Source organism: Mesorhizobium sp. WSM4906 (assembly GCF_029674625.1).
Taxonomy (GTDB): domain Bacteria; phylum Pseudomonadota; class Alphaproteobacteria; order Rhizobiales; family Rhizobiaceae; genus Mesorhizobium.
In genome coordinates, this window is record NZ_CP121355.1 from 3,396,608 (window position 1) to 3,422,855 (window position 26,248).

General features: G+C 64.0%; 25 protein-coding genes. 11 read left to right on the forward strand and 14 right to left on the reverse strand.

The window, feature by feature from the left end; translation table 11 throughout:
- Positions 1 to 138 precede the first annotated feature (138 nt).
- On the forward strand, positions 139 to 1,149 hold the full coding sequence (locus tag QAZ22_RS16140) for a ribonuclease (RefSeq protein ID WP_278201752.1): 1,011 nt from the start codon (positions 139 to 141) through the stop codon (positions 1,147 to 1,149).
- A 31-nt stretch (positions 1,150 to 1,180) separates the two neighbouring features.
- Here the strand turns inward: QAZ22_RS16140 and QAZ22_RS16145 are convergent, their stop codons facing one another.
- Complete coding sequence (locus QAZ22_RS16145) at positions 1,181 to 1,939, reverse strand: GGDEF domain-containing protein (RefSeq protein WP_278201753.1); 759 nt, start codon at positions 1,937 to 1,939, stop codon at positions 1,181 to 1,183.
- Positions 1,933 to 2,457 carry a hypothetical protein gene (locus tag QAZ22_RS16150; protein ID WP_278201754.1) on the reverse strand — a complete coding sequence of 175 codons (525 nt, stop codon included), beginning with the start codon at positions 2,455 to 2,457 and terminating at the stop codon, positions 1,933 to 1,935. Before QAZ22_RS16150 ends, QAZ22_RS16145 begins: the two co-directional genes overlap by 7 nt.
- 262 nt (positions 2,458 to 2,719) lie before the next feature.
- Between QAZ22_RS16150 and ettA the strand changes: the two genes are divergently transcribed.
- The 3 genes from ettA to QAZ22_RS16165 all read left to right on the forward strand — a co-directional run bounded on the left by ettA (position 2,720) and on the right by QAZ22_RS16165 (position 6,423).
- Complete coding sequence (gene ettA / locus QAZ22_RS16155) at positions 2,720 to 4,369, forward strand: energy-dependent translational throttle protein EttA (RefSeq protein WP_278201755.1); 1,650 nt, start codon at positions 2,720 to 2,722, stop codon at positions 4,367 to 4,369.
- A 38-nt stretch (positions 4,370 to 4,407) separates the two neighbouring features.
- Positions 4,408 to 5,175 carry a trans-aconitate 2-methyltransferase gene (tam, locus tag QAZ22_RS16160; protein ID WP_278201756.1) on the forward strand — a complete coding sequence of 256 codons (768 nt, stop codon included), beginning with the start codon at positions 4,408 to 4,410 and terminating at the stop codon, positions 5,173 to 5,175.
- Positions 5,176 to 5,301: 126 nt separating this feature from the next.
- Positions 5,302 to 6,423 carry a beta-ketoacyl-ACP synthase III gene (locus QAZ22_RS16165; RefSeq protein WP_278201757.1) on the forward strand — a complete coding sequence of 374 codons (1,122 nt, stop codon included), beginning with the start codon at positions 5,302 to 5,304 and terminating at the stop codon, positions 6,421 to 6,423.
- An 8-nt stretch (positions 6,424 to 6,431) separates the two neighbouring features.
- Here QAZ22_RS16165 and QAZ22_RS16170 read toward each other — a convergent pair whose 3' ends face one another.
- The 3 genes from QAZ22_RS16170 to QAZ22_RS16180 form a co-directional block, all read right to left on the reverse strand.
- Positions 6,432 to 6,998, reverse strand: a complete 567-nt coding sequence (locus QAZ22_RS16170) for an isoprenylcysteine carboxylmethyltransferase family protein (RefSeq protein WP_278201758.1) — start codon at positions 6,996 to 6,998, stop codon at positions 6,432 to 6,434.
- 112 nt (positions 6,999 to 7,110) lie between these two features.
- Complete coding sequence (locus QAZ22_RS16175) at positions 7,111 to 7,509, reverse strand: glyoxalase/bleomycin resistance/extradiol dioxygenase family protein (RefSeq protein WP_278207862.1); 399 nt, start codon at positions 7,507 to 7,509, stop codon at positions 7,111 to 7,113.
- Between the two features lie 29 nt (positions 7,510 to 7,538).
- Positions 7,539 to 7,760: a hypothetical protein gene (locus QAZ22_RS16180; protein WP_278201759.1), complete on the reverse strand. Its 222-nt coding sequence runs from the start codon at positions 7,758 to 7,760 to the stop codon at positions 7,539 to 7,541.
- 51 nt (positions 7,761 to 7,811) lie between these two features.
- Here QAZ22_RS16180 and QAZ22_RS16185 point away from each other — a divergent pair, with 51 nt between their 5' ends.
- Both QAZ22_RS16185 and QAZ22_RS16190 read left to right on the forward strand, forming a co-directional pair.
- A complete protein-coding gene (locus QAZ22_RS16185; protein ID WP_278201760.1) occupies positions 7,812 to 8,750 on the forward strand; it encodes a TetR/AcrR family transcriptional regulator in 939 nt (312 codons plus the stop codon).
- On the forward strand, positions 8,725 to 9,342 hold the full coding sequence (locus tag QAZ22_RS16190; RefSeq protein ID WP_278201761.1) for an MOSC domain-containing protein: 618 nt from the start codon (positions 8,725 to 8,727) through the stop codon (positions 9,340 to 9,342). Before QAZ22_RS16185 ends, QAZ22_RS16190 begins: the two co-directional genes overlap by 26 nt.
- Positions 9,343 to 9,440: 98 nt before the next feature.
- Here QAZ22_RS16190 and QAZ22_RS16195 read toward each other — a convergent pair whose 3' ends face one another.
- The 3 genes from QAZ22_RS16195 to tsaA form a co-directional block, all read right to left on the reverse strand.
- Complete coding sequence (locus QAZ22_RS16195) at positions 9,441 to 10,397, reverse strand: aminotransferase class IV (protein ID WP_278201762.1); 957 nt, start codon at positions 10,395 to 10,397, stop codon at positions 9,441 to 9,443.
- 105 nt (positions 10,398 to 10,502) lie between these two features.
- Complete coding sequence (locus QAZ22_RS16200; RefSeq protein ID WP_278201763.1) at positions 10,503 to 10,817, reverse strand: DUF2293 domain-containing protein; 315 nt, start codon at positions 10,815 to 10,817, stop codon at positions 10,503 to 10,505.
- Entirely contained in the window at positions 10,814 to 11,320 is a 507-nt protein-coding gene (gene tsaA / locus QAZ22_RS16205; RefSeq protein WP_278201764.1) for a tRNA (N6-threonylcarbamoyladenosine(37)-N6)-methyltransferase TrmO, read from the reverse strand. The genes QAZ22_RS16200 and tsaA overlap by 4 nt, the downstream gene beginning before the upstream one ends.
- 136 nt (positions 11,321 to 11,456) lie before the next feature.
- Here tsaA and QAZ22_RS16210 point away from each other — a divergent pair, with 136 nt between their 5' ends.
- Positions 11,457 to 12,464: a metalloregulator ArsR/SmtB family transcription factor gene (locus QAZ22_RS16210; protein WP_278201765.1), complete on the forward strand. Its 1,008-nt coding sequence runs from the start codon at positions 11,457 to 11,459 to the stop codon at positions 12,462 to 12,464.
- Positions 12,464 to 13,381, forward strand: a complete 918-nt coding sequence (metF, locus tag QAZ22_RS16215) for a methylenetetrahydrofolate reductase [NAD(P)H] (protein WP_278201766.1) — start codon at positions 12,464 to 12,466, stop codon at positions 13,379 to 13,381. Before QAZ22_RS16210 ends, metF begins: the two co-directional genes overlap by 1 nt.
- A 360-nt stretch (positions 13,382 to 13,741) precedes the next feature.
- Here the strand turns inward: metF and QAZ22_RS16220 are convergent, their stop codons facing one another.
- Positions 13,742 to 14,662 carry a DMT family transporter gene (locus QAZ22_RS16220; RefSeq protein WP_278201767.1) on the reverse strand — a complete coding sequence of 307 codons (921 nt, stop codon included), beginning with the start codon at positions 14,660 to 14,662 and terminating at the stop codon, positions 13,742 to 13,744.
- A gap of 212 nt (positions 14,663 to 14,874) precedes the next feature.
- Between QAZ22_RS16220 and QAZ22_RS16225 the strand changes: the two genes are divergently transcribed.
- Entirely contained in the window at positions 14,875 to 16,095 is a 1,221-nt protein-coding gene (locus QAZ22_RS16225) for an alanine racemase (protein ID WP_278201768.1), read from the forward strand.
- Positions 16,096 to 16,257: 162 nt separating this feature from the next.
- Here QAZ22_RS16225 and QAZ22_RS16230 read toward each other — a convergent pair whose 3' ends face one another.
- Together QAZ22_RS16230 and QAZ22_RS16235 are read right to left on the reverse strand one after the other, a co-directional pair.
- On the reverse strand, positions 16,258 to 17,436 hold the full coding sequence (locus QAZ22_RS16230) for a lytic murein transglycosylase (protein WP_278201769.1): 1,179 nt from the start codon (positions 17,434 to 17,436) through the stop codon (positions 16,258 to 16,260).
- Positions 17,437 to 17,617: 181 nt separating this feature from the next.
- A complete protein-coding gene (locus QAZ22_RS16235; RefSeq protein ID WP_278201770.1) occupies positions 17,618 to 18,409 on the reverse strand; it encodes a GH25 family lysozyme in 792 nt (263 codons plus the stop codon).
- A 281-nt stretch (positions 18,410 to 18,690) separates the two neighbouring features.
- Between QAZ22_RS16235 and QAZ22_RS16240 the strand changes: the two genes are divergently transcribed.
- Complete coding sequence (locus QAZ22_RS16240) at positions 18,691 to 20,079, forward strand: serine hydrolase (RefSeq protein WP_278201771.1); 1,389 nt, start codon at positions 18,691 to 18,693, stop codon at positions 20,077 to 20,079.
- Between the two features lie 7 nt (positions 20,080 to 20,086).
- Here the strand turns inward: QAZ22_RS16240 and QAZ22_RS16245 are convergent, their stop codons facing one another.
- From QAZ22_RS16245 to QAZ22_RS16255, 3 genes are read right to left on the reverse strand one after another with little or no spacing between them, the layout of a single operon-like run.
- The gene (locus tag QAZ22_RS16245; protein ID WP_278201772.1) at positions 20,087 to 20,752 is read right to left on the reverse strand and encodes a class I SAM-dependent methyltransferase; all 666 of its coding nucleotides are present in this window, start codon (positions 20,750 to 20,752) and stop codon (positions 20,087 to 20,089) included.
- On the reverse strand, positions 20,749 to 22,047 hold the full coding sequence (locus QAZ22_RS16250; RefSeq protein WP_278201773.1) for a DUF3419 family protein: 1,299 nt from the start codon (positions 22,045 to 22,047) through the stop codon (positions 20,749 to 20,751). Before QAZ22_RS16250 ends, QAZ22_RS16245 begins: the two co-directional genes overlap by 4 nt.
- 43 nt (positions 22,048 to 22,090) lie before the next feature.
- Positions 22,091 to 25,840 carry a hydantoinase B/oxoprolinase family protein gene (locus tag QAZ22_RS16255; RefSeq protein WP_278201774.1) on the reverse strand — a complete coding sequence of 1,250 codons (3,750 nt, stop codon included), beginning with the start codon at positions 25,838 to 25,840 and terminating at the stop codon, positions 22,091 to 22,093.
- A 174-nt stretch (positions 25,841 to 26,014) separates the two neighbouring features.
- Here QAZ22_RS16255 and QAZ22_RS16260 point away from each other — a divergent pair, with 174 nt between their 5' ends.
- Entirely contained in the window at positions 26,015 to 26,218 is a 204-nt protein-coding gene (locus QAZ22_RS16260; protein ID WP_278201775.1) for a hypothetical protein, read from the forward strand.
- Positions 26,219 to 26,248: the final 30 nt, after the last annotated feature.

Genomic DNA, 26,248 nt, shown 5'->3' on the forward strand with positions numbered 1-26,248 from the left:
TCCTTTCGACCGGATCGGGCGCGCCCATCGCTCTCCTGGGGATTATTTTCGCGCGACGAAAAAGATCGTAATTCTGACACTTCGCCTGTTCTAGTGTGACGAATTCAATACGGTTCAATGATCGCCGGGAGAGCGGGAATGCGGGCTTGGGCATTGTGGGGTTCGGTTGTTCTGGCTCTGGTTGGCGCCGACGCGGCGCATGCCGATGTGAAGATGAGCGGCACCTTCGTGGCCGACAGCGCCTGTCCTGCGACGCAAGCCATCAAGAGCGGCAAGAATCCTGGCGACGTGTCCACTCAAACAGGACAGAGCTACCAGCTTTTGGCCGGCAACAAGGACGAACCCACCCACTACCTCATCCAGGTTCCGGGAGCCGATCCGGAACGACGTTGGGTGAGGATCGGCTGCGGCCATGTCACCGGCGGCGGCGCCGCGGCCGCACCGGCATCCGCCGGCCAGGCCAAGCCGTCGCAGCCCGCCTCCGGCAAGCCTGAATATGTCTTCGCTCTGAGCTGGCAGCCCGCCTTCTGCGAGACCAAGGGCAGCAAGCCCGAATGCAAGGCACAGAGCCCCAGCGAGTTCGATGCTTCCCACTTCACCCTGCATGGGCTGTGGCCGCAGCCGAACGGCAATTTCTATTGCCAGGTGTCGGCCGGCGACAAGGCCAACGACAGCCCCGCGCATTGGGGGGACCTGCCGCCCGTCAATCTCGATGCCGGCACGCGCGCCGAGCTCGACCAGGTTATGCCGGGCACGGCTTCCAAGCTCGAACGCCATGAGTGGGTCAAGCACGGCACCTGCTACGGCAAGAGCCAGCAGGACTATTTCTCCGACGCGCTCAATCTGATGCGCGCGGTGAATGCCTCGCCGGTGCGCGACCTCTTCACCAAGAACATCGGCAAGCAGTTGACGTCGGAGCAGATCCGCAATGCCTTCGACAAGGCCTTCGGCGCCGGCGCCGGCGACCGGGTGCGCGTTTCCTGCCTGGTCGATCCGTCGAGCGGCCGGCGGCTGATCGGCGAGCTGACGCTCGGCCTCTCCGGCCCGATCGGTCCCGACAGCAAGCTCGCCGACCTGCTCATGGCTTCGGCGCCGACGGGCAAGGCCGGTTGCCCGAAGGGCACGGTCGACGCGATCGGGTTTCAGTAAGAGCTCGGCAGCCGGGTTTTGGCTGTCGAAGTCAGGCGGTCTTCGGAGCTGCCCGTCGGTTGTTGGCGTCGCTGCCCGGCTCGCCGACCACCCTGTCGCGGCCGCTCGACTTGGCCTTGTAGAGGCGCTGGTCGGCCAATGCGAAAATGTCGGCCAGGCAGCGCGTCGTCTCGCCGACCGTCGAGACGCCGGCGCTGACGGTTATGTTGAAACGGCTGGTATGGCCTGAGGTCTTGACTGCGTTCCTGATGCTTTCGCCGAGCAGCTTTGCCAGCGAATGCGGCCGAGGGCACAGGATCGCGAACTCCTCGCCACCGATCCTGAACACCTGGTCCTCGCTTCCGACAGTCTCGATCAGCGCGGCGGTTATCGATTTCAGCACCTTGTCGCCCTCGGCATGGCCGAACCGGTCGTTGATCGATTTGAAATGGTCGACATCGACGATCAGCAGACTGAGCGGCTTGGCGGTCCGGATGCACGCCGCGACAGCCGCCTCGCCGTCGGCATCGAAGCTGCCGCGATGCAGCAGTCCTGTCAGGCCGTCGCGGCCGACATGCTTGACCAGCGCCTCGTAGCGTTCGCGATAGGTGAGGGTGTCGAAAATGTCGGAGAGGCCGCGCGGCACGGCAATCTCGTGGTCTTCCACCCATTCGAGGTAGGCGACAAGCATGCCGCTGTAGACGAGTGCCGCGGCCATCTTGGCGAACCAGCCGCCGAAGAAGACCTCGATCGGCGCACCGGCGACGAAATGCAGCGCCGTGAAGAAGCCGGCCTGGTCGAATGTCAGCACGCAGGCGACCGAAGCCAGGTGCGTGCAAGAGGCAAATGGCGCAGATAGGCGCCGAGCTTTTCGTAGAGCAGGATGATCAGGATGGCGTCGACGAAGAGCAGCGAGGTGCCCCACGCCATCAGCCAGCCCATCTCGTCGATGAAGGCGATATCCGGCATCTTGCCGTCCGGAAGCGGCGAGATCGCGTGCAAACGCAGGACGAGCACGAGAGCGATCATCAGCGCATTGCCGAGCAGCAGGCCGTAGATCGGCTGGCGGACGGTCGCGGCGTCCTCCTTCATATACAGAAGAAGCAGCATCACCAGCTTGCCGGAGAACATCACGGCGGAGCCGGGCGAGACCATGCCGAAGGGCAGCGCGACATAGAAGGTGCTGGCGAGGTAGGTTTCGAGGAAATGCATGACGCCGAGCGCGCAGATGAACACGCCGAGCCCGATGCGGCGCCGGAAGCGGAAGAGCGTCACCATGGCGCCGAAGTACAGAACCGCTTCGGCAAGCAGCAAGGAACCGTTCAGCACGTCGTCGATCCGATCTCTCCCGAAAATCGCGGCCTTGCCGCGATTCCCCAACCTTCTTCGTTCTGAAGGGGAATGGTTAACCGCTGCTTTCACCGGCTCGGGCCGTGCAAGGATTTGATCGACTACGCATGGCTGCCTCCAATCCAGCGAAAGCCTCAGGAAGGTCCGGGATGCTGAAAGCGATTGCCGTTAGGCGCTTCATCGCCTACATAGCGCGCAACCCCCATCCAATGTGACACCTCAGTTTCCAGGGAAAGCGCGCGTGGCTCGCCAGTTCATCTATCACATGTCCGGCCTGTCGAAGGCCTACGGCACCAAGAAGGTGCTCGACAACATCCACCTGTCCTTCTACCCGGATGCCAAGATCGGCATCCTCGGCCCCAACGGTTCGGGTAAGTCGACGATCCTGCGCATCATGGCCGGGCTCGACAAGGAGTATCAGGGCGAGGCGTGGCTGGCCGAGGGCGCGACCGTGGGCTACCTCGCGCAGGAGCCGCAGCTCGACCCCAGCAAGACCGTGCGTGAAAACGTCATGGACGGCGTCGCCAGGAAGACCGCCATCATCGAGCGCTACAACGAGCTGATGATGAACTATTCCGACGAGACGGCCGACGAGTCCGCCAAGCTGCAGGACGAGATGGACCGCCTCAACCTGTGGGACCTCGAGCAGCAGGTCGAGATGGCGATGGACGCGCTGCAGTGCCCGCCCGCAGATTCCGAGGTGACCAATCTGTCGGGCGGCGAGCGCCGCCGCGTGGCGCTCTGCCGGCTGCTGCTCGAGCAGCCCGACCTGCTGCTGCTCGACGAGCCGACCAACCACCTCGACGCCGAGACCACGCAATGGCTGGAAAAGCACCTGCGCGACTATCCGGGCTCGGTGCTGATCATCACCCACGACCGCTACTTTCTCGACAATGTCACCGGCTGGATCCTCGAGCTCGACCGCGGCCGCGGCATTCCGTACGAGGGCAACTATACCAAGTATCTCGACGCCAAGGCCAAGCGCCTGATCCAGGAAGGACGCGAGGACGATGCCCGCCAGAAGGCGATCTGGCGCGAGCGCGAGTGGATCCAGTCCTCGCCGAAGGCGCGCCAGACCAAGTCCAAGGCGCGCATCAAGGCCTATGAGGAGCTGGTCGAGCAGTCGCAGAACCGCAGGCCCACCGACACGCAGATCGTCATTCCGTCGAGCGAACGCCTCGGCAACGTCGTCATCGAGGTCGAGGGTCTCAACAAGGGCTTTGGCGACGAGCTTCTGATCGAGGACCTGTCGTTCAAACTGCCGCCGGGCGGCATCGTCGGCGTCATCGGCCCGAACGGCGCCGGCAAGACGACGCTGTTCAAGATGATCACCGGCCAGGAAACGCCGGATGCGGGCTCGATCCGCAAGGGCGAAACCGTGAGGCTCGGCTATGTCGACCAGAGCCGCGACGCGCTCGACCCGAACAAGACGGTCTGGGAAGAGATCTCCGGCGGCGCCGAGGTCATCAAGCTCGGCAAGCACGAGGTCAACAGCCGCGCCTACTGCTCGTCGTTCAACTTCCGCGGCGGCGACCAGCAGCAGAAGGTCGGCAACCTCTCGGGCGGCCAGCGCAACCGCGTGCATCTGGCCAAGATGCTGAAGGGCGGCGGCAATGTGCTGCTGCTCGACGAACCGACCAACGACCTCGACACCGAGACGCTGAGCGCGCTGGAAGATGCGCTCGAAGCCTATGCCGGCTGCGCCGTCATCATCAGCCACGACCGCATGTTCCTCGACCGCATGGCGACCCACATGCTCGCCTTCGAGGGCGACGCGCATGTCGAATGGTTCGAGGGCAATTTCGAGGAATATGAGAAGGACAAGCTGCGCCGCCTGGGCGCCGAAGCGGCGACCCCGCACCGCATGACGCACAAGCGGCTGACAAGGTAGGACAGTCCACGGGTGGCGAACAAATACGAGGTTCTGAAATGGCTGACTGGTCCGCCGCCCAATATCTGAAATTCGAGGACGAGCGCACGCGGCCGGCGCGGGACTTGGCGGCACAAGTTCCCGTCGACTTTCCGCGCCGCGTCGTCGATATCGGCTGCGGTCCGGGCAACTCGACCGAGCTTCTGGTCGAGCGCTGGCCGGATGCCGAAGTCCGCGGCTTCGACACTTCGCCGGACATGATCGAGAAGGCGCGGGCGCGGCTGCCCAATGTCAATTTCGAACTTGCGGATGCTTCCACCTGGCAGCCGCAGAAGCCGGTCGACGTGATCTTCGCCAACGCCGTTTTCCAGTGGCTGCCAGAGCATCCGGCGGTGTTCCAGCGGCTGATGGGACTGCTTGCGCCCGGCGGCGCTCTCGCCATCCAGATGCCCGACAATCTCGCCGAACCCTCGCATCAGCTGATGCGCGACACGGCGGCCGAGATGCCGTTCTCGGCGAAGCTGAAAGGCGCCGCGCGCGCGTCGCTGCCGCCGGTTTCCTTCTACTACGATCTCCTGTCGCCGCTCGCGGATCGGGTGGATATCTGGCACACGATCTACAACCATCCGCTGGCCGACGCCGAAGCGGTCGTCGAATGGGTCAAGGCGACGGGACTGAAGCCTTTTCTCGATCCGCTCGACGCGGGCGAGAAGAAGACTTTCCTCGAAAGCTATGCCGCCAAGATTGCAAAGGCCTATCCGAAGACGGCGAACGGCAAGGTGCTGCTGCGCTTCCCGCGCATCTTCATCATCGCCAAGCGCGCCTGACCGCTTCCGGTCAACTCATCGCGATAGCCGCGCAGCAGAGATTTAAGCTGGCATAAACCGGCCAAATGCGACAAGGGTGGCCCGCCCGCTTCGGCACCAACAGGCTGCGCCTCGGACGGATTGGACATGCATCGCGTCATCATCAGCGGCATCGGCGCCGAAATCCCCGAGCCAGTCATCACCAATGAAGAGCTGGTCGGAAGCTTCAACAGCTGGGTTGATACCGAAAATGCGCGCCGTGCCGTCACCGGCGAGACGCTGTTGCAGAAGTCGGACAGCGACTTCATCGTCCATGCATCGGGGGTGCAGACCCGCCATGTGATCGAGCGCGAAGGCATCCTCGATCCCACCCGTATGGCGCCACGGATTCCGGCGCGGCCGGATGACGCGCTGTCGCTCCAGGCGGAGTTCGGCATCGCATCCGCCAGGAAAGCGATCGCTCATGCCGGCGTGAAAGCGTCGGATATCGATCTGGTGATCTGCTCGGCCTCGCATCACCAGCGGCCTTATCCGGCGATCGCCATCGAGATGCAGGAGGCGCTGGGCACCAAGGGCGCCGGCTTCGACATGGGGCTGGGCTGCTCTTCAGCCGCGGCGGCGCTGCACATCGCGGTCAACCTGGTCAGGGCAGGGGCGCACAGGCGCATTCTGGTGTCGACGCCGGAAATCATCACCGGCCATCTCAATTTCCGCGACCGGCAGACGCATTTCATCTTCGGCGACGCCTCCGTCGCGATGATCGTCGAAGGGCTCAACCAGGGCGAGAAGCAGCCGGGGCGCTTCGAGGTGCTCGACACGCGCACCTGGACGCAGATGTCGAACAACATCCGCACCAATCTCGGTTACCACACCCGCACCGCCCAGGACGATCCCTACCAGATCAACCTCGAAGGCAATCTGATCAAGCAGGTCGGCAACAAGGTGTTCAAGGAAGTCACCGTCGCGGGCCATAAATTCATCGTCGAATTCCTGGCCGAGCATGGGCTGACGCCGCAAGGCATCCGCCGCTTCTGGCTGCATCAGGCCAATGCGCGCATGAACGCGATGATCCTGAAACTCGCCTTCGGCCACGATGTCGACCATGACCGCGCGCCGATGGTGCTGGAGCGGCTCGGCAACACGGCGGGCGCCGGCGCGATCGTGGCGCTGTCCGAAAACCATGCGGACATGAAGGCCGGCGATTTCGGCCTGCTCTGCGCCTTCGGCGCCGGCTATTCGATCGGTGGCGCGCTGCTCAGGATGCTCTGAAAGCCACGTCAAGCGGGCGCGAAGGGCACCAGCATCGGCACGCGCCTGGCATAGTCGTCATAGGCGGGGCCGAGCTCGCCGCGCAGGAAGCTCTCTTCCAGTCGCGCCTTGACGACGATGCCGACAAGCAGAAGGCCGGCGCCGGCGATGCCCCAGACCGTGCCCTTCGCAGCCATGGTGGCCAGGATCGACAGCAGCAGGCCCGTGTAGATCGGGTGGCGGACCAGCCGATAGGGACCGGTCTCGACCACGCGATGATCGGCCTTGGCTGTGATGGTGCCGGACCACAGCCTGCCGAGATGCAGGCGCGCCCACCAGGCGAAGGCGATGCCGATGGCGATCAGGGCGACGCAGATCCACGTCTCGGCAAGCGTCGGCGTCCACAGCCGCAGCCTGCCGGCATAGCCGTGCGCCGGCACGAACAGCAGGATGGTGCCGGCGAGCCACAGTACCCGATATTGCGCCTCAGCCCTGAAGCCTGCGCGCTTTTGCGCGGGGTCGGCCCAGAAGGAGGCCAAAGCCCAGGATACGATCCAAGCCAGCCACAAGGCAGCGATTGCGGGTCCGGGATGCATGATCAACCTTTCGTCTTGGCGCCGCCATGAAAGCGACGCCGCGGGGCCAAAGATAGTGGCGGCCAGTAAGAACGTCGTGATCGCAAGGGCGGGCGGCGGGCAGACACCGCTCCTATTCGCTCGAACAGCTAAACATCCACTGTACGCCAAAGGCATCGACGAGCATCCCGAAGCTCGTCCCCCAATATCGACGCGCCAGAGGCACGGTGATCCCGCCGCCCTCGGCCATGTTACCGAACAGCGCCCGCATCGTGATGAGGTCGTCGAACTCCAACATCAGCGCCGAGCCTTTCATGGGCTCGGCGTCGTCATTGTCGGATGCGTGAAAAAGGATGCCCGGCCCCTCGAAACGGGCATGCAGCACTTTCCCTCGCATGGCCTCGGTTCGCACGGGCATATTGTTTTCACCCCAGCGCAGCAGGACTGTTCCCCGGCCGAGGCCGCAACATTCGTAAAAGGCGAGAGCCTCCTCGCAGTTGGTCGTGAAGAACAGCGAGGGAGAAAACCGCATCCCGTGTCCTTGCTTCTGAACCGTGGTCGTCATGCGGCGGCCATCGCCGCCGCGACCAGCGCCTCGCCTGAATATTGCCGGCCGCCGATACCCCAGCCGCCGTCGGGCGCATTGAGAATGTTGATCCAGGTATTTTCGGGCCTGTGACCCGGCACGCAAAGGTCGGTGACGATGCTTGCGGCGGCCATGATGAATGCCTCTCGTGCCTCGATGGAGGCAAGGCCTATGTTCGGCAGTTTCAATTCCACCATGACGACAGGCCGGTTGGCACCGCCCGCATAGATGCGATGATTCGGCAGGACATGGACCGTTCCGCCGACGATTGCAGTGAAAAATGCATTCCCGGTGGCTCCGGAGGCCTCGATGAGCGCGGCGCTCAGGCGGGGAAGGATTTCGCGCTCTCCAGCTGCTGTCAGCACGCCTTCGGGCGCGGTCACGGTGATCGGCATGATGGGTTTCCCTTGCTTGCTGCGGATGGCCCTGACGGCTCTGGTGCTTTGCGCTTGTCAGGTTACGTATTGATTGTTACGTTACATCAAATCGGCAAGTCAACAGGTTTCGTATCGATCACTATGGAAAATCTCGAGAAGTCACGCGGCGGCAGGCCGCGTGCATTTGACCCGGAGGTTGCGCTCGACGCCGCGATGCATTTGTTCTGGGAGCATGGCTATGAAGCGACCTCACTTGCCATGCTGCGCGAGGCCATGGGCCTGACGCCGCCGCAGATCTACAATGCCTTCACCGACAAGGAGACGCTGTTCCGTCGGGCGCTGGCGCGCTACCACGAAAGGGAGATCGGTTTTGCGCTCGACGCGCTTAGCGCGCCGGTGCCGCTCAAGGAGGCGATCCGTTTGCTGCTGATGGGCGCGGCTGAGGCCTACACCCGGCCGGGCAAGCCCGGCGGCTGCCTTTTCATCAGCGGTGCGCTGGCGACCTCGCCGCAGGCGCAAGCCGTCGCGGACGAGCTCAAGACATATCGCAAGGCGACCGAAGCGGCGATCGCGACGCGGCTGGGCAAGGGCCAAGAGGCCGGCGAATTGCCGGCGAATCTGTCCGTCGAGCGATTGGCCAAATACCTGACCGGCGTCATGCACGGAATGTCGATCCAGGCGCGCGACGGCGCTTCGGCGGAAGACCTCAGGGCTATGGCCGAGATCGCTCTTGCCGCCTGGGCAGCCGAAGTGCGAAAAGCGGCCGACTCAAATGGCGAAACCGATGCCGGACCTGTTCTCCACGATTGAAACGCCCTTCGAGATCGTGCCGGGCCGCAAGCTCGCGGCGATGGCCGCGGCGCTTTACACGGCGCCTTCCGATCATTTCGAGACAAGACGGGTGGAGGAATTGCGGCTCGGCTTCGACGGCATCGAGGGCGATTTCCATGCCGGCGCGACGCGGCGTTCGGGCGGGCGCGAGCCCTGGTATCCGCGTGGCACCGAGATGCGCAACGAGCGGCAGTTGTCTCTGGTCGCCGCCGACGAACTGGCCATTGTTGCCGAGCGCATGGGCATCGCGGAGATCAAGCCGGAGTGGATCGGCGCCAACCTGCTTATCGAAGGCGTGCCGCATCTTTCCATGCTGCCGGCGGGATCGCTGCTGTTTTTCAAGGGCGGCGTGACCGTCAAGGTCGACGCCCAGAACGGGCCCTGCCGCTTTTCCGGCCGCTCGGTGGCCGAGCATGCCGGCATGACTGATCACGAGGCTGGGGCATTGCTGTTTCCGAAAGCAGCCAAGCGCCTGCGCGGTCTCGTCGCCTGGGTCGAGAAGCCGGGCGTCATCAGGACAGGCGAGGAGATATCGGTGCGGGTGCCGGAGCAGTGGATCTATCGCGCCTAAAGCGCATCGCGCTGAAACGGATTCAGGCGACGCGCTTCAAGTCTTTGTTTTGATGCCTGCCGTTCTCCCAAACCGCTGCGCACTTTGGGCGACATGCATTAGTAGCGCACCGGGCTCGACCAGGCCGGATCGTCGTGCTTGTTCCAATAGAGTGCCATCAGACGCTCAGTGATCACGCCGACCTTGCCGTCGGCGACAGGCGCGCCGTCGATCGTCGTGACGGGCATGATGCCGCCGGCAGTCGAGGTGATGAAGACTTCATCGGCTGTCTTGAGCGCGGCCACGCTGACATCCGCCGCCACCGCAGGGAGTCCCGCCTCGGCGCATAAGTCAAACACGGTGCGGCGCGTGATGCCGGGCAGAACGCCAACGGCGGGCGTCGACAGTTTGCCCGCCTTGACGCAGAACACGTTAAAGCCCGGACCTTCGGCGACGTTGCCGTTGAAGTCGAGGATCAACGCGGTGTCGGCGCGGCGGTCATAGGCGTCGTAGAGCCCACGCACCAGGTCCAGCCAATGGTAGTTCTTGATCGAGGGATCGATCGAGGCGGGCGGGATGCGGACCTTGTCGCTGATCGCGACATGCAGGCCGCGACGCAGCTGCTCGGCATTGGCGACGGAGCCAAAGGGGACGGCGAAAGCCATGAACCGGTTGACCGCCTGACGCGGATCGCGACTGAAGGTCGGCGATGCGCCGCGCGTGCACAGCATCTCGACATAGGCTGCTCGATGGCCGGACAGCGCAACGCAGTTGTGAAGGATTTCGGCGACGCCGTCGCGGTCGAACGGGATCGCCATGCGGAGCTTTTCCAACCCGCCGAAGAAACGCTCGAGATGCAGATCGAGACGGAAAAAGTGGCCATCCCAGACATGGACCGTGTCGTAGGTGGCGTCGGAGTGCAGAAAGCCCCAGTCGAGCACCGAGACCTTGGCCTGCGACATCGGCAGGTATTGTCCATCTAGGTAGGCGACGCCGTCCGGATAGGCGTGCGGGTCGACGTGACGATCTGAAAGAATGGGCAGCGGCGCAGCGGGCTTGGGGGCGGCCTGGCTCATTTCATTCCTCCTTCGTCGTTCCGGGAAGGCAGGCTAGCGTCCGGCCCCGAATGAAGTAGAGCCAGGCCGCTGGCGCTGCTTGGCCGATCAGGTGGCTGGACGACCTCATTCGTCCTCGTCGTCCTCTTCCAACAAGCGCGTCGCGCGCCAGCGGGTGAGCACCTCATTGGTTTGATCGATCACGAAGAAGCGCGCCGAGTCCCGGTCATAGCCTTCGGCGAGCAATTTCTCGTAGTCGGTGTGGGCGTGGCGGACATGGGCGATGGTTGCCAGCCACACCGCGATCGTCGGCGGCAAGGTCTTCATATGCACGGCCCCAGCATCGGCGCGGATCTTTTCCATGTCCGCGTAAGGGCCGAGCGGCAAGAGCGCGGTCAGTGCCTTGGCAATGGCGCGGCGGCGGCCGGTCGGCGTGCTCATTTCTCGTCACGCCCGGCAATGTTCGCTTCCGGGAAGGCGTCGATCGAGGCGTAGTAGGGCTTGACGTCGACGACCGGCGTGCCATCGAGCACGTCGATGGCATCGATCTCGATCCGGCCTCCCTCGATATCGAGCGCGACGAGCTTCGCGACATGCAGTCCGACGGGGTTTGGCCGGGCAGGGGAGCGTAGCGAGAAAACGCCTTTCGGTTCAGCGGCATGGCGCGGTTTCTGCACAATCAGATTCCGCGGCGCATGATCGAGCCAGGACAGGATGACGACGTGGCTGGCGCGGTCGAGATTCTGCAGCCCCGGACGATAGCGCTCGTCGATCAGGATGGCTGCCGCCCGTCCGGTGTCGCGGGCGGCGCGCATGTTCTTCGGGCAGTCCTCGCGGCTCGTCCAGGGCGAGACTATGCGGCCGATGAAGACGACATGGCCGTCGGGCGGCATATCCGCCGGGTCGGTTTCAAGGAGCTTCTCACCCTCGCGTATCTCGAACATCGCCCTCGTCCGCTCAATCGTTCGCGGCGCGAGGGTCACGGCTGCGCCATTTTCTTGTCCGGAAGCGACATAGTGCTTGCCAGGGTTTCAAATTCGACATAAACATATCTTTATATCTTTCAGCGAGTACCCGTTCATGCATGTCACGCTCGACACGATGGTAGATACATTGAAGGCGGCAGCCGAATCCAGCCGCCTGCGCATCCTGGTGCTGCTGTCGCGTGGGGATCTCACGGTCTCCGACCTCACTGAAATCCTTGGCCAGTCGCAGCCGCGCGTCTCGCGACATCTGAAGCTCCTGCTCGACGCGGGGCTGATCGGCCGCTACCAGGAAGGGTCCTGGGCCTTCTTCAGGCTGTCCGATACGGACAGCTCGCGCGATTTCGTGCAACGTCTGGTTTCTGGCGTGCGCGAGGCCGATGTGCAGGTGGTACGCGATCTGGAGCGGCTGACCGCGGTCAAGCGCAAGCGGCAGGACCGGGCCGCCGAGTATTTTTCCGTGAACGCCGCGAGCTGGGACCGCATTCGCTCGCTGCATGTGCCCGATCGAGCGGTGGAAGCCGCATTGCTCAAGCTCGTCGGCAAACGGCCGTTCCAGTCGATGCTCGACCTCGGTACGGGCACGGGCAGGCTGCTGGAAATCTTCGCGCCGCTCTACAGGCGCGGCGTCGGCATCGACATGTCACGCGAGATGCTGACGGTGGCGCGCGCCAATCTCGACAGGGCAGGGGTCGCCAATGCGCAGGTGCGCCAGGGCGACATCTTTTCGCCGCCCGTCGAGCGCAACGCCTTCGATCTCGTCACCATCCACCAGGTGCTGCACTATCTCGACGATCCGGCACGGGCCATCGGCGAGGCGGCGAGGCTGCTGCGTCCGGCGGGCAGGCTGGTCATCGTCGACTTCGCGCCCCATAATCTGGAGTTCCTGCGCGACCAGCACGCCCATATGCGGCTCGGCTTCTCCGATCGGCAGATCGCCGACTGGTTCGAGGAGGCAGGGCTCGATCTCGAGGACAGCCAGGAATTCGAGCCGCGCGGCCAGGCCGAGGCAAAACTCACCGTCAAGCTCTGGCTCGGCCGCGATCGCCGGCTGCTGATTGCCGACCCGTCCAATGATGCGCTACCAGCAAGGGAAACAGCCTGATGAACCAATTCCGCTTTTCCCGCCGCCCCGACATTGGCGACAAGGTCCGGGTCTCGTTCGAGTTCTTCCCGCCGAAGACGGACGAGATGGAGGCAAGGTTGTGGGACACTGTCACCCGGCTGGAGCCGCTCAAGCCGAAATTCGTCTCGGTGACCTACGGCGCCGGCGGCTCGACGCGGGAGCGCACGGCGCGGACGGTGAAGCGCATCCTCAACGAGACGACGCTGACGCCGGCGGCGCATATGACCTGTGTCGACGCGGCCCGCCATCAGGTCGACGCCGTCATCCGGGAATTCGCCGGCTTCGGCGTGACCCGTTTCGTCGCCCTGCGCGGCGACCCGGCGGCGGGGGTGGGAACCGCGTACCGCCCGCATCCCGATGGCTATGCCAACGGCGCCGAACTGGTCGGAGCGCTGAAGAGCGTCGGCGATTTCGACATCTCGGTTTCGGCCTATCCGGAAAAGCATCCGGAAAGCCCGGATTTCGCCACCGACATCGACATGCTGAAGCGCAAGGTCGACAATGGCGCGACGCGGGCGATCACCCAGTTCTTCTTCGACAATGATCTCTACGAGCGCTATGTCGAGCGGGCGCGCCGCGCCGGCATCTATATCCCGATCGTGCCCGGCATCCTGCCGGTGCATAATTTCACGCAGGTCGCCAATTTCTCCTCGCGCTGCGGCGCGCTGGTGCCGGCATGGTTGGCCGAGCGCTTCGAGGGGCTGGAGAACGATGCGCAGACGCATGCGCTGGTGGCGTCAGCCGTGGCGGCCGAGCAGGTGCACGATCTCGTCGAGCGCGGCGTCGGCGATTTCCATTTCTACACGATGAACCGCGCCGATCTGGTCTTTGCCGTCTGCCACATGATCGGCATCCGCTCGCATGAATCGGAGGCTGCTGGGTCGGCTGCAGCCTGAATGGAAAAGGCCGGGTGGAACCCGGCCTTCTCGAATTGATTTGGACTATTTGCGGTGCTGGTCTTCCCGGCTTCGGCGGGTCAGGGAAGAACGCCTATGATAAGGGCGCCGATGAATGCAAACGCAGCACAGATCATCAATGCGTTGATTGGCCTCGTCAGTCCCATGTCATAGCCTCCTCTTAAGAGCTATGGCCGGAATCTAGAGTCATTTGGGTCACAGGCAAGCGGAAAATATGCTGCATTGCGACGTGATTGTGGAATTTGCGACCGCCGATTTGTCGTTAGCCGTTGAAACTCTTCGGCAAAAATCGATCCAAAAGTTGTGAAAAAATTATGGCGAAGCCGTGGCATGGCACCGCTACCATCGGCCGAACAGGCGGCCGTCGATGGTGATCAGGCCGAGTCCGATCAGCGCCATGCCGCCGATCTCGAAGGCCGCCAACCTCTCGCCGAGGAACAGGAATCCGAGCAGCACGGCGCTGACAGGCACGATCAAAGTCACCAGCGAGGCGTTGGTGGCGCCGGCCGAGGCGACGAGGTTGAAATAGAGAATGTAGGCAAAGGCGGTGGAAAGCAGCGCCAGCCCGAGCACTGCGGCCCAGACCGGCGACGAGACCGAAAACAGCCCGGCCGGGCCGTAGGTGAGGAGCACGACGGGGATCATGATGATGGTCGACGCGGTCAACTGTCCGGTGGCGATCACCGGCGAGGGGACGCCCTTGAAGCGGCGCGCGATCATCAACGCGACCGCGTAGGATAGCGAGGCGCCGATCAGCGCGAACTTGGCCCAGACCGGCCCGCCGAGGCCGGCAATCAAGCCCGGGCCGATCATCACCGCCGTTCCCGCAACGCCGAGCGCGATGCCGGCCAGCTTGTTCCAGGAGAGCTTTTCGTCCGTGGTGAGCGCATTGGCGAGGATCAGCGTCCAGAACGGCGTCGTGGCGTTGAGCACGGACGCAACGCCGGCGCCAAGCTCGGTCTGGCCGGCGAAGATCAGCGAAAAGGGAATGACGTTGTTGGTCAGCGCCAGCAGGAAGAACAGCCCGGCATAGGGAAAGGCGAAGCGGAAAGACGGACCGCGGACCGCCAGATAGAGCTGAAGCGCTGCCGCGGCGATGGCGACGCGAAACAGCACTAGCGCCAGCGGATGGATCTCGGACACGGCGATGCGGGCAAAGAAGAACGAGCCGCCCCAGATCGCGCCGAGCAAAAGCAGCTGAGCCCAGTCCTTGAGCGTCATCGGTCCGCGAGTCGCCGCGGCGCCAGCCGTAATCGTCATCTCTTCAACCCTCCCAGGCCGGTCGCAATCTCAAGCCCGCCGAACAGTTGCAACCGATATCCGGTCTGGGGGCAAGGGCCACCCGAAACCTGACCAGTGGTTTAGCGTTGGCGAAAGGGTGCGGCCGGCCGCGGGGGAAGGCGAGACACAGAACTGTTTTCTTTGGCGGCTAGCTAGGATTAATTGTGCGCGGCCAGATCAAGGATTCGTCCATGCAGCGATTCGAAAATGCCCGCGAGGCGGCACTGGCGCTTCGCCCGGACGATCCGGTCTACTGCTTCCGCCCGCAGGTGCTGAAGGCCGACGCCTTGCAGTTCATGGGCATGTTTCCCGGCAAGACCGCCTATGCGGTGAAGACCAATGGCGAACAGATCGTGCTGAGGACGCTGATCGAGGCAGGCGTCAGCGCCTTCGATGTCGCTTCGCCGGGCGAGTTCGCCGCCGTGCGCGCCGTTTCGCCGGATGCCGAGATGCTCTACATGCATCCGGTCAAGGCGCAGTCGGACATCAAGCTGGCGCTGGAGAAATACGGCATCCGCGTGATCTCGCTCGACCATGAGGACGAGATCACCAAGCTGACGCGGGTGGTGCGGGCGCTCGACATCGACCCCGGCGCGCTCACCGTGTTCGTGCGCATCCAGACCAAGGGGCACGCCGCCTATGAGCTATCGAAGAAGTTCGGTGCCGGGCCGGCCAATGCGGTCGAGCTTGCCGAGCGGCTCAACCGCACCGGCTACAAGGTCGGCCTTTGCTTTCATGTCGGCAGCCAGATCGAGGATCCCGACACTTATGAGCGGGCGCTGGCCTCGGCCGACTGGGTGCGCAACCGGCTGACCTTCGACATTGCCGGGCTCGACGTCGGCGGCGGCTTTCCCGCCGAATACGGCCACGACCCCAATCGCAGGCACATCGAGATGCCGTCGCTCGGCCAGCTGATGTCGCGGCTGGCCGGCGACCTCAAGGAATACCAATTCGACGAGATGCCGCTGGTCGCCGAGCCAGGCCGCGTGATCGTGGCGCGCTGCCTGTCGCTGATCGTGCGCGTGCTCTTGCGCAAGGGCAAAAGGCTCTACATCAATGACGGCATCTGGGCGTCGCTCTCCGATTCATGGACCGGCAAGATCACGCTGCCGGCGCGCTTCATCCCCGACCCCGCGATCCGCACGCGCAACGGCAGCGAGAAGACCATCGTGCCGTTCAAGGTCTGCGGCGCGACCTGCGATTCCGTCGACATCCTGTCCAGGCCGTTCTGGCTGCCGGAAACGGTCGACACCGGCGACTGGATCGAGATCGGCCATATCGGCGCCTATTCGCTGTCGCTCAGGACCCGCTTCAACGGCTTCTTTCCCGATACGTTTGTGGAAGTGACGACACCTTTCGACGAAGGCGATGCGCCGCAGGGGTTTGCGAGTTTGGAGACGATGGCGGATTGAGCTTCTCCTTCTCCCCTTGTGGGAGAAGGTGGCCGAGCGAAGCTCGGTCGGATGAGGGGTGTTCCAGGGAACGCCAGCGCCTCACTCCGCTGGAACACCCCTCATCCGTCTCGGCGCTGCGCGCCGATCCACCTTCTCCCACAAGGGGAGAAGGAGAGGGTGCTATAATTTCGCCAGCAGCTCCGGCGTCGGCCAGCCGTCCACCGGAAGGCCGAGCCGCATCTGCTCCTTGCGGATCGCTTCGCGTGTGTTGGTGCCCAGGATGCCGTCGACGGTGCCGACATCGTAGCCCTTGGCTTCGAGCTTGGTCTGCAGCGCCTTCATCTGGTCGCCGTTGAGGCCGGGCTCCGGCGTTCGCGGATCGAATTGCGGCGCGCCGGCCAGACGGGTCGCGAGCACCGCTGCAGTGAGCGCGTAGGTGAAGGACTGGTTCCATTCCAGATAAACGTCGAAATTGTCGTAGGTCAGGAAGGCGGGGCCCTTGCGGCCCATCGGCAAGGCCAGACCGGCCTTCAAGCCGTTGTCGACCAGCGGCGTGCCGTTCGGATTGGTGACGCCCCACGCGGCCCATTGCGACAATGGCAGCTTGTTGGTGCGGCCGGTCTGGTCCCACGGCATTTCGTCAGGAACGCGCACCTCCTCGACCCAGGGCTGGTCGCGCTTCCAGCCGCGCGACACGATCTTGTCGGCCGTGGTCATAATGACGTCCGGCGCACTGTTCCTGAGATCGACCTTGCCGTCGCCGTCGCCGTCGACACCGCGGGCGAGGTAGTCGGTGGGCAGGATCTGCGTCTGGCCGATCTCGCCGGCCCAGGCGCCCTTGACGTCGGCCGGCAGCACGCCGCGGTCGATCAAGGTCAACAGCGGTATCAGCTGCGGCCGGAAGAGCTGGGGCCGGCGGCAATCGTGCGAGAGCGTGACCAGCGCATCGAGCGTATGGAAATCGCCCTGAACGGCGCCGAAATCGGTCTCAAGTCCCCAGAAAGCGGTGATGACGGCCGGCTGGACGCCGAACTCCGTTTCGGCGCGCGCGAAGACGTCGGCATATTTCTTCAGATTGGCCGCGCCCTGCTTCAGGCGGTAGCCGGAGATCATGCGGTTCGAGAATTCGGTGAAGGTCTGGGTGAACACACCCTGGGCGCGGTCGCGTGCCAGCACCTTCTGGTCGATCGTGGCATCTTCCAGCGCATCCAGGCCAACGTCTCCGACGCCGGCCGCCTTGGCTTCGGCCGCGACGCCCTGTTTCCAGGCTTCGAAATCGCCGCCGCATTCCTGCGCCGCCACAGGCCAGGCCAGAGCACCGAGAACCAGCGCCGCCAAGATATCAACGCGCAATCGCATCGCTTCCCTTTCGAGACCGCCGCATGATCGCCAGCACCCGGCCGGGTCTGAATAGGATCATGCGTAGATTTCAAAGCCCAGGAGCGCCATTCGGCACCCTGGTGGGGTGCGCCGCTCCGCATCACCAGCGGTTGCAACTATCGCCGCCCGCCCTGTCGAAAAGCAGGCACGGGGGCCGATGTCAACGGGTGTTCTGCCGCAGCCACTTGTTCCAGGCAGCTTCCGAGCCGTTGAAAACGTTGATGTCGGACTTGCCGGTCATGCCGGGTACGATGCCGGTGCCGGTGTACTGCCAGAAGGTGAAGGGATGGCTGCCATACTTCTGACGCGGATGACCGGCGACCGAGCGCAGCCAATAGGGATAGCCGCGGAATGTCGCCAGTTGGTTGTCGTCGAAGAAGTCGAGCGAGGTGTAGATGATCGGCTTCTTGCCGTAATGGCGCTCGACGATCTCGAGGAAGGTGGTCATCTCGGTGCGCACGGTCGCGGGATCTGGGCGCAGCCTGCAGGTCGGCGACTTGGGGTTCCATTCCATGTCGAGCACCGGCGGCATTGCCGACGCATCTCTTGGAACGTTGGCGATGAACCATCTCGCCTGGGTGGCGGCCGGCGTGCAGAAATAGAAGAAATGATAGGCCGCGCGCGGGATTCCGGCGGCCTTGGTGCGTGCCCAGTGTTCGTTGAAATAGTCGTCGAACCGGTCGCCGCCCTCGGTCGCCTTGATGAAGGCGAAGGAAATACCGTTGGCCTTGGCCGTCGGCCAGTCGACCGAGGTCTGGTATTTGGAGACGTCGGTGCCGTGGATGGCATAGTTCCATGGCGCGCCGCTGTCCCATTCATGCGGCTTGGAATCTTCGAAGCGCGGCGCGCGCACCGCGACTGCCTGCGACGACGGCGACAGCGGCGAAAGATCGTCGACGGTCGAGCAGGCGCCCAACAGCGTAAGCATCAGGATGGCCGCAAGACGGCGCATGGTATCCCCCGAGCCGGGATCAGCCGGCCGCTGATGGGTCCTTCACTGATGGTGGTCGCTTACGCGGGCCCCCTCCGGACGATCGCCCCACAGGACCGCCCTTCTTTCATGCATGTCGGTGTCCCAAAGCAGCTTGGCGCTTTTGGGCGTCATCCCTCCGTGATCGCCGAACATGGTTGATAATCCATTGACGGCGCTCGACATCGGTCGTGATTTTGCGGAAGCAATGGCGGCAAATCGATGACATAAAGCGTGCCGGAAATCCAAGGGGCGGGAAAAAGATGCGGGCTGTCGTGAAATTCATCAAGTGGCTGCTGGGCCTCGTGGTGCTGGCGGTGGTCGCGCTCTTCGCCTGGCTTTATCTTGCGCCGCCCGAATTGATCCGCGTCGGCTCCGGCTATTCGGCCAAGATCGTCTGCTCGAACGTGTTCATCGTCGGCCGCGACCCGAATGAAGTGCTGGCGGTCGACGTTCAGGCACCAGGCCATCCGCTGCTTCGCCTGATGAAGGTTTCGGTCGACAAGGAAAGAGGGCTGGTTTCGGCTGGTCTGTTCTGGGTGCTGGGCAAGAGCGTCGCCGTCGAGCGCGACGGAGTCGGCTGCGCGTCGGTTCCCGATGGCGACACCGGCAAGGCAAGGCAGGCCGTCCCGCATGTGGCGCCGGCCGCTCCGACGACGCAGCCAGATGCGCTCTGGCCTGATGGCGAGCGCGTGGATGCGTCGCAAAATCCGGAGGTTTCAAAGATCATCGACGATGCCGCCATGGCCGGGACCGGCATGCGTGCGGTCGTGGTGGTGAAAAACGGCCGCATCGTCGCGGAACGCTATGGCGACGGCTTTTCGGTCAAGACGCCGCTGCTCGGATGGTCGATGACCAAGACGGTGAATGCGGCGATCGTCGGCACGCTGATGAAGGACGGCAAGATGGCGCTCGACAGCAAGGGCCTGTTCGCGTCGTGGAAGGCCGATGGGCGGGCGGCGATCAGCCTTGCCGACATGATGGCGATGTCGAGCGGACTGGAGTTCAACGAGGACTACGGCGACGTCGCCGACGTGACGCGTATGCTCTATCTCGAGCCGGACATGGCGGGCTTCGCGGATGCCAAACCGCTCAGCGGCGAAGTGGGCAAGGTGTTTTCCTATTCGAGCGGCACGGCCGTCATGCTGTCGCGGCTGTGGCAGGACGCGATCGGCGACAAGGCGAAGGCGCTGGCATGGCCGCGGACCGCGCTGTTCGAGCCGCTCGGTATGCACAGCGCCGTGCTCGAGACCGACGAGCAGGGCACCTTCGTCGGCTCGTCCTACCTCTACGCCACGGCGCATGACTGGGCGCGCTTCGGCCAGTTCCTGCTGCAGGGCGGCGTCTGGAACGGCGCACAGATCCTGCCGGCTGGCTTCGTCGATTGGATGCGGCAACCCGCGCCGGCATCGAAAGTCTACGGCAAGGGCCAGGTCTGGATCGAGGGTCCGGGCGACGAGGGTAGTCCAGGCGCGGGCGCCGCGGCCGGGCTGCCCAAAGACACCTATTGGATGGAAGGCCATGACGGCCAGACAGTGGCCATCATCCCATCGGAGCAATTGGTGGTGGTGCGTCTTGGGCTGACGCCGGCCAAGCTCGGCTACCGGCCGCAGACGATGGTGGCCGCATTGGTGAAGGCCCTGCATCACTGAGGGCAGGCTACTTTCGGGGGCCGATCACGCCAAGCCAGGCATAGCCGCGATAAAGCGTTCTGAAATGGAAGGTTGCGCCGATCCGTTCGGATTCCGATACAAGCACGTCGCGCAACGAGGCGCGCGGCTCGACATGGAATTTCCGCAGCCAGCCGCGGAGCAAGGTCCTGAACCAGCGCGGCAGCCCTTCCTGCTGGCCGAAATCGACGACATGCAGCGAACCGCCGGGTGCAAGCGCGGCGAGCGCCGCCGAAACCGTCTTTTCCCAGCCGGGGATCATCGACAGCGAATAGGATACGAAGACGCGGTCGAAATGCGAGGTGCCGAAAAGCGCCCTGGCATCGAAATCCGTGGCGTCGCCGCGCGCCAGGTCGACCCTTGCCGCAAGTCCTTCGCGGGCCATTGCGGCCTTGGCCGTTTCCAGCATTTCGGCCGAGATATCGAGGCCGAAGAATCGGGCGTCCGGATAGCGGCGGGCGGCAAGAACGATGTTGCGGCCGGTACCGCAGCCGAGCTCGAGCACGGTGCCGCCTCGCGGCACGTCGAGCCCCGCGATCAGCCGGTCGCGGCCGAGCAGGTAGTATTTACGGGTGAGGTCGTAGATGTGGCGCTGCCAGCGATAGACGCCATCCATCAGCTCGGCATGGCTGGCCGGCAGCTCCGTCGTACTCATGCGGCGCGCTTCACGTAGAGATGGAAGCCGCCATAGATTGCCGAGCGGTCCTTGGCCGAGAATTCGCGCGAGGCCTCGCTGTCATAGTGCCACTGGTCGAGCAGGGAGTTGGAGACGCGGCCGGGCAGCAGGCTGGGCTCGGCCGCGGTGCGGAAGATCACGCGCGCGCCAACCGAGGCCGTGCGGGTGATCTCTGTCCACAGATCGTTGAGCAGGTCGTCTGTCATCCAGTCCTGCGCGTCGAGCAGGACGAAACGGTCGACCGAGCCCGCATCCTTGCCGGCCAGGAATTTGATCAGGTTGGCATGATGGATGGCGACGCGATCGATGTTGGCGCGGATCGTCTCGTAATTGCGCTTTTCCAGATAGGCGGGAAGCGCAGCCTCGCCGGGTTCCGGGTAGCGGCGGGCAAAGGCCTGCCAGGCGAAATAGTTGTTCTTCAGCGGGAAATCGCAAGCGAGCTTTTCCAGCCGCGCTTTCAGGACACTCGCCATCGAGCCGTCGCCGGAGGTAATCAGCGAATCGTACTGTGCCGGCGGGATGCCGAGGCCGAACAGCGAGGCCTTGCGCGACGTCGCCCAGCGCAGGAGCTTCTTGTCGAAGATCGGCGCCAACTCCTCGTTGAAGAAGCGGCGCTGCTCGCCGATGTTTTCGGCCCTCATGATGCCGGCCGGATCGACGCCGAACAGCTTGCCGACGCGATGGCCCATGGCGATGAACAGGCCAAGCAGGCCAGTTTGGTAGAAGTTGCGGTCGAAGACCGAGATGCGGCGTCGGCCGCGCCAGTTCCTACGCTCCCAGTAGTGGCGGCTGACCGGATCGAGATGCGGCGCGATGAAACGGTCGTAAGCTTCAGAATTGTGGCTGGTGTCGGCGGCGCCGAAGAAGCGGAACAGGTCACCCTGCGATGGCAGATGGCGCACGGCTTCCAGCTTCATGCGGTTCAGCGCGATGTGCGCGGCGTTGAGGTCGACGGCGTCGACCCGGGCCGGCGAGCGGGTCAGGTAAGCCAGAATGTTGCAGCCGCCTGACGCGATTGTGACGATGCGATGGCCGGCGCCGAGTTGCATGGCCTCGATGTCGACGTCCGGGTCCTCCCAGATCTGCGGATAGACGAGGCCGGAAAACAAGAAGGCGAAGAGCCGCTCGGAAATGCCGTCCTTCGACAGTGCGCGGTTCTGATAGACCGCTTTTCCAACTTCCTTGCCGCGCCGAAAAACGAGTTCTCCCGAAACATCCGACATGGCAAGGTGATTCCCCGTTTGCGTTGGCGCAAGCGGGTAGCGCAGCGTCATGACAGACAGGTGACAGCCTGTTGACGTTAAGTTTACGCTTCCCTCACGCCTTGCCGAATCCGCCGGGCGTCGGCGTGACGACGATGACTGCCTCGCCGGCATCGAGCGTGGTCTGGTCGCAGGCCTTCAGCACATCGACCGACCCATAGTTGCGCCTGATCTTGGTCGAGCCGGCCTCGCCGTCGCCGCCGCCGTTCAGACCCTGGGGCGGGCGGTTGCGGTGCGAGGAGAGGATCGCGCATTCCATTCTTTCAAGGAAGCGGATGGTGCGCTTGGTGCCGTCTCCGGCGTTCCACTTGCCTTTGCCGCCGGAGCCCCCGCGGATGTGGAAATCCTCCAGCACGACCGGGAAGCGCAGTTCCAGCACTTCGGGGTCGGTGAGCCGCGAATTGGTCATGTGCGTGTGGACGCCGGAGGTGCCGGCGAAGCCGCGGCCCGAATTCATCCGGCCGGCCGGGGAGCCCGAGCAGATCGTCTCGTAGTACTGGTATTGCTTGTTGCCGAAGGTGAGGTTGTTCATCGTGCCTTGCGCGTTGGCCATCGCGCCCATGGCGCCGAATAGCGCGTTGGTGACGTGCTGCGAGGTCTCGACATTGCCGGCGACGACCGCGGCCGGGTAGGCGGGCTTCAGCATGCAGCCGTCGGGGATGACGATGTTGATCGGCCGCAGACACCCGGCATTCATTGGGATCATGTCCTCGACCATGACGCGGAAGGCATAGAGCACGGCGGCCCGGGCGACCGGCTCCGGCGCGTTGAAATTGTTCTTCTCGACCTTCGAGGTCCCGGTGAAGTCGACCGTCGCCTCGCGCTTTTCCCGGTCGACGGTAATCCTGACCTTGATCACCTGGCCGGTGTCGGTCGGGTATTCGTAGTCGGAGCTGTCGGGCAGCCGTTCCAGCACGCGGCGCACGCTCTCGGCGGCATTGTCCTGGACATGGCCCATATAGGCCTCAACGACATCAAGGCCGAAATGCGCGACCATCTTGCGCAGCTCCGCCACGCCCTTTTCGTTGGCGGCGATCTGCGCCTTGAGGTCGGCGATGTTCTGGGCGGGATTGCGGGCTGGATAGGGATGGTCGGTCAGCAGCGTTTCCAGCTCCTTCTCGCGGAAACGGCCGCGATCGACGATGCGGAAATTGTCGAACAGCACGCCTTCCTCGTCGACGTTGGTAGCCAAAGGCGTCATCGAGCCGGGCGCCGTGCCGCCGACATCGGCGTGGTGGCCGCGGGAGGCGACGTAGAACAATATCTCCTCCCCCCTTGAGGGGGAGGTGCCGCCGAAGGCGGCGGAGGGGGTCGTTGCGGCAGTGCTCGACGCTTCGGCTGTGCCTTCTGAGGCGACCCCACCCGACCGCTTCGCGGCCACCCTCCCCTCAAGGGGGAGGGAAAAAACCGGCGTCACCACGGTGATATCGGGCAAATGCGTGCCGCCATTGTAAGGCGCATTGAGCGCGAAGACGTCGCCCGGGTGGATGTCGCCTGAGTTCAGGCGGATGACGGTTTCGACCGAGCGGTCCATGGACCCGAGATGCACCGGCATGTGCGGCGCGTTGGCGACCAGCGCGCCGTTGCGGTCGAACACGGCGCAGGAAAAGTCCAGCCGTTCCTTGATGTTGACCGAATAGGCGGTGTTCTGCAGCGTCACGCCCATCTGCTCGGCGATCGACATGAAAAGGTTGTTGAAGACCTCCAGCATCACGGGATCGGCTTCGGTGCCGAGCGCCGCTTGCCGGCGCTTCCTTTCGACACGACGCAGGAGCACATGGTTCCTGGCCGTGATCTCGGCCTGCCAGCCCGGCTCGACGACGATGGTCTGGTTCGGCTCGATGACGAGCGCGGGGCCGGCCACCTTATGGCCGGGCTTCAAATCCTCGCGCCGGAAGATGCCGGCATCGCGCCAGGCGCCGTCGGCAAAGAATTGCCGGTTCTGCCAGGGACTTGCCGTTCTGTCTTCGAGTTCTGATTCACTTTCTCCGCGTCTGTCGGCTCCGGCATCACTGCCTTCGACGCCGACCGCCTCGACGATCATCGGCTTGTTCTCGTAGACGAAGCCGAACTGTGCCTTGTGGGCGGCCTCGAAATCGCCTCTCGCGCGGAAGATCGAGCCATGCTCGAAATTCACCGGCAACGCCGTATCGGTGCCGTCATAGCGGATTTGCAGGATCGGCTTGGAGGCGATGGCGGCTTCCGTAATGCCTTGCGCGGCAAGCTCGGCGATGACATCTTGGCGCAGTGTCGCAATCAGGTCCTCGATCGAGGAGCGGGACTCTTCGGCGAGCGGTTTGAGCAAGGCCTGCTGGCGCGAGGCGAAAACCGTCGACAGCCCGATGCCGTAAGCCGAAAGCAGGCCCGAGAACGGGTGCATGAGCACCGCTTCCATGCCGAGCGCATCGGCGACCAGGCAGGCATGCTGGCCGCCAGCGCCGCCAAAGCAGTTCAAGAGGTATTCGGTGACATCGTAGCCGCGCTGCACCGAGATCTTCTTGATGGCGTTGGCCATGTTCTCGACGGCGATGGTGACGAAGCCCTCAGCTACCGCTTCCGGCGAGCGTCCATCGCCGATCTCGGCGGCCAAAGCCGTGAATTTTTCGCGCACGGCGTCGACGTCGAGCGGCTGGTCCTGGCTGGGGCCGAAGATCGCCGGGAAGACATCGGGCTGCAGCTTGCCGAGCATGACATTGGCGTCGGTGACGGCGAGCGGCCCACCACGTCGGTAGGCGGCGGGGCCAGGATTGGCGCCGGCGGAGTCAGGGCCGACGCGAAAGCGGCCGGCCTCATAATGCAGGATCGAGCCGCCGCCTGCAGCGACGGTGTGGATGCGCATCATCGGCGCGCGGATGCGCACGCCGGCGACTTCGGTGTCGAAGGCGCGCTCGTATTCGCCGTCATAATGGGCGACGTCGGTCGAGGTGCCGCCCATGTCGAAGCCGATGACCTTGTCGAAGCCGGCGAGCTTCGCCGTCTCAACCATGCCGACGACGCCGCCTGCCGGACCCGACAGCAGCGCGTCCTTGCCCTGGAACATGTCGGCGGCGGTCAGCCCGCCCGACGACATCATGAACATCAGGCGGGGGCCGGCACCCAACTCTCCCGCAACCTTCTGCACGTAGCGCGACAGGATCGGCGACAGATAGGCATCGACCACCGTGGTGTCGCCGCGGCCGACCAGCTTGATCAGCGGCGAGACCTCATGGCTGACCGAGATCTGGCTGAAGCCGACCTTGCGGCAGACCTTGGCCACGGCCTTTTCGTGGTCCGGGTATTTCCAGGCATGCATGAAGACGATGGCGACCGCGTCGATGCCGTCGACCTTGGCCTGCTCGATCGCCGGGCGGCAGGCGGCGATGTCGAGCAGGTGCTCGACGCAGCCATCGGCGCGCACACGTTCGTCGATCTCGATGACGCGCTCGTAGAGCTGCTCCGGCAGGATGATTTCCTTGGCGAAAATATCTGGTCGCGCCTGATAGGCGATGCGCAGCGCGTCGCGAAAACCCTTGGTGATGAGCAGGAGCACGCGGTCGCCCTTGCGCTCGAGCAGCGCGTTGGTGGCGACAGTGGTACCCATCTTGACGTCGCCGATCCGGTCCGCGGGAATGGCGCCGCCGGATTCAAGCCCAAGCAGATCTCGGATACCCTGGATGGCGGCATCGGCATAGGCTTCAGGATTCTCAGACAGGAGCTTGCGCGGATGCAATTGGCCGTGCGGATCGCGGCCGATGATGTCGGTGAAGGTACCGCCCCGGTCGACCCAGAAATCCCATTTCTCATTGGTGGCTGCGGCGTCCGACATCTGACTATCCAATGTATGCGAGCTAAGGCCTTGTTAGTTCGCCTTTTTAGCCCCGGCAATCGCCCGTTGATGTTACATATGGAAACGCAACGTTACGAAACCCGTGGGGTGCCTGATGCATTTCTTCTGCGACCCGTTCACCGAAACGTGAACGTTTACTGAAGGAGAGATACCATGAAGAAGCTCATTCTGGCGTCTGTTTCGGCGGTCGCCCTGCTGGGGGTCGCGGCTTGTAGCAACAGTGGTACCGGTACAGACAATACAACCACCCAGAGCACCAATCCGCCGGCTGCCGAGCAGCCGATGAAGCCGGCTACGCCTGATGCTACAAAGCCCGCCGAACCGGCTCCGGCAAAACCTGCTGCACCCGCGCAGTAAACGTCAATCTGCTCAAATCGGGAGGCCGGC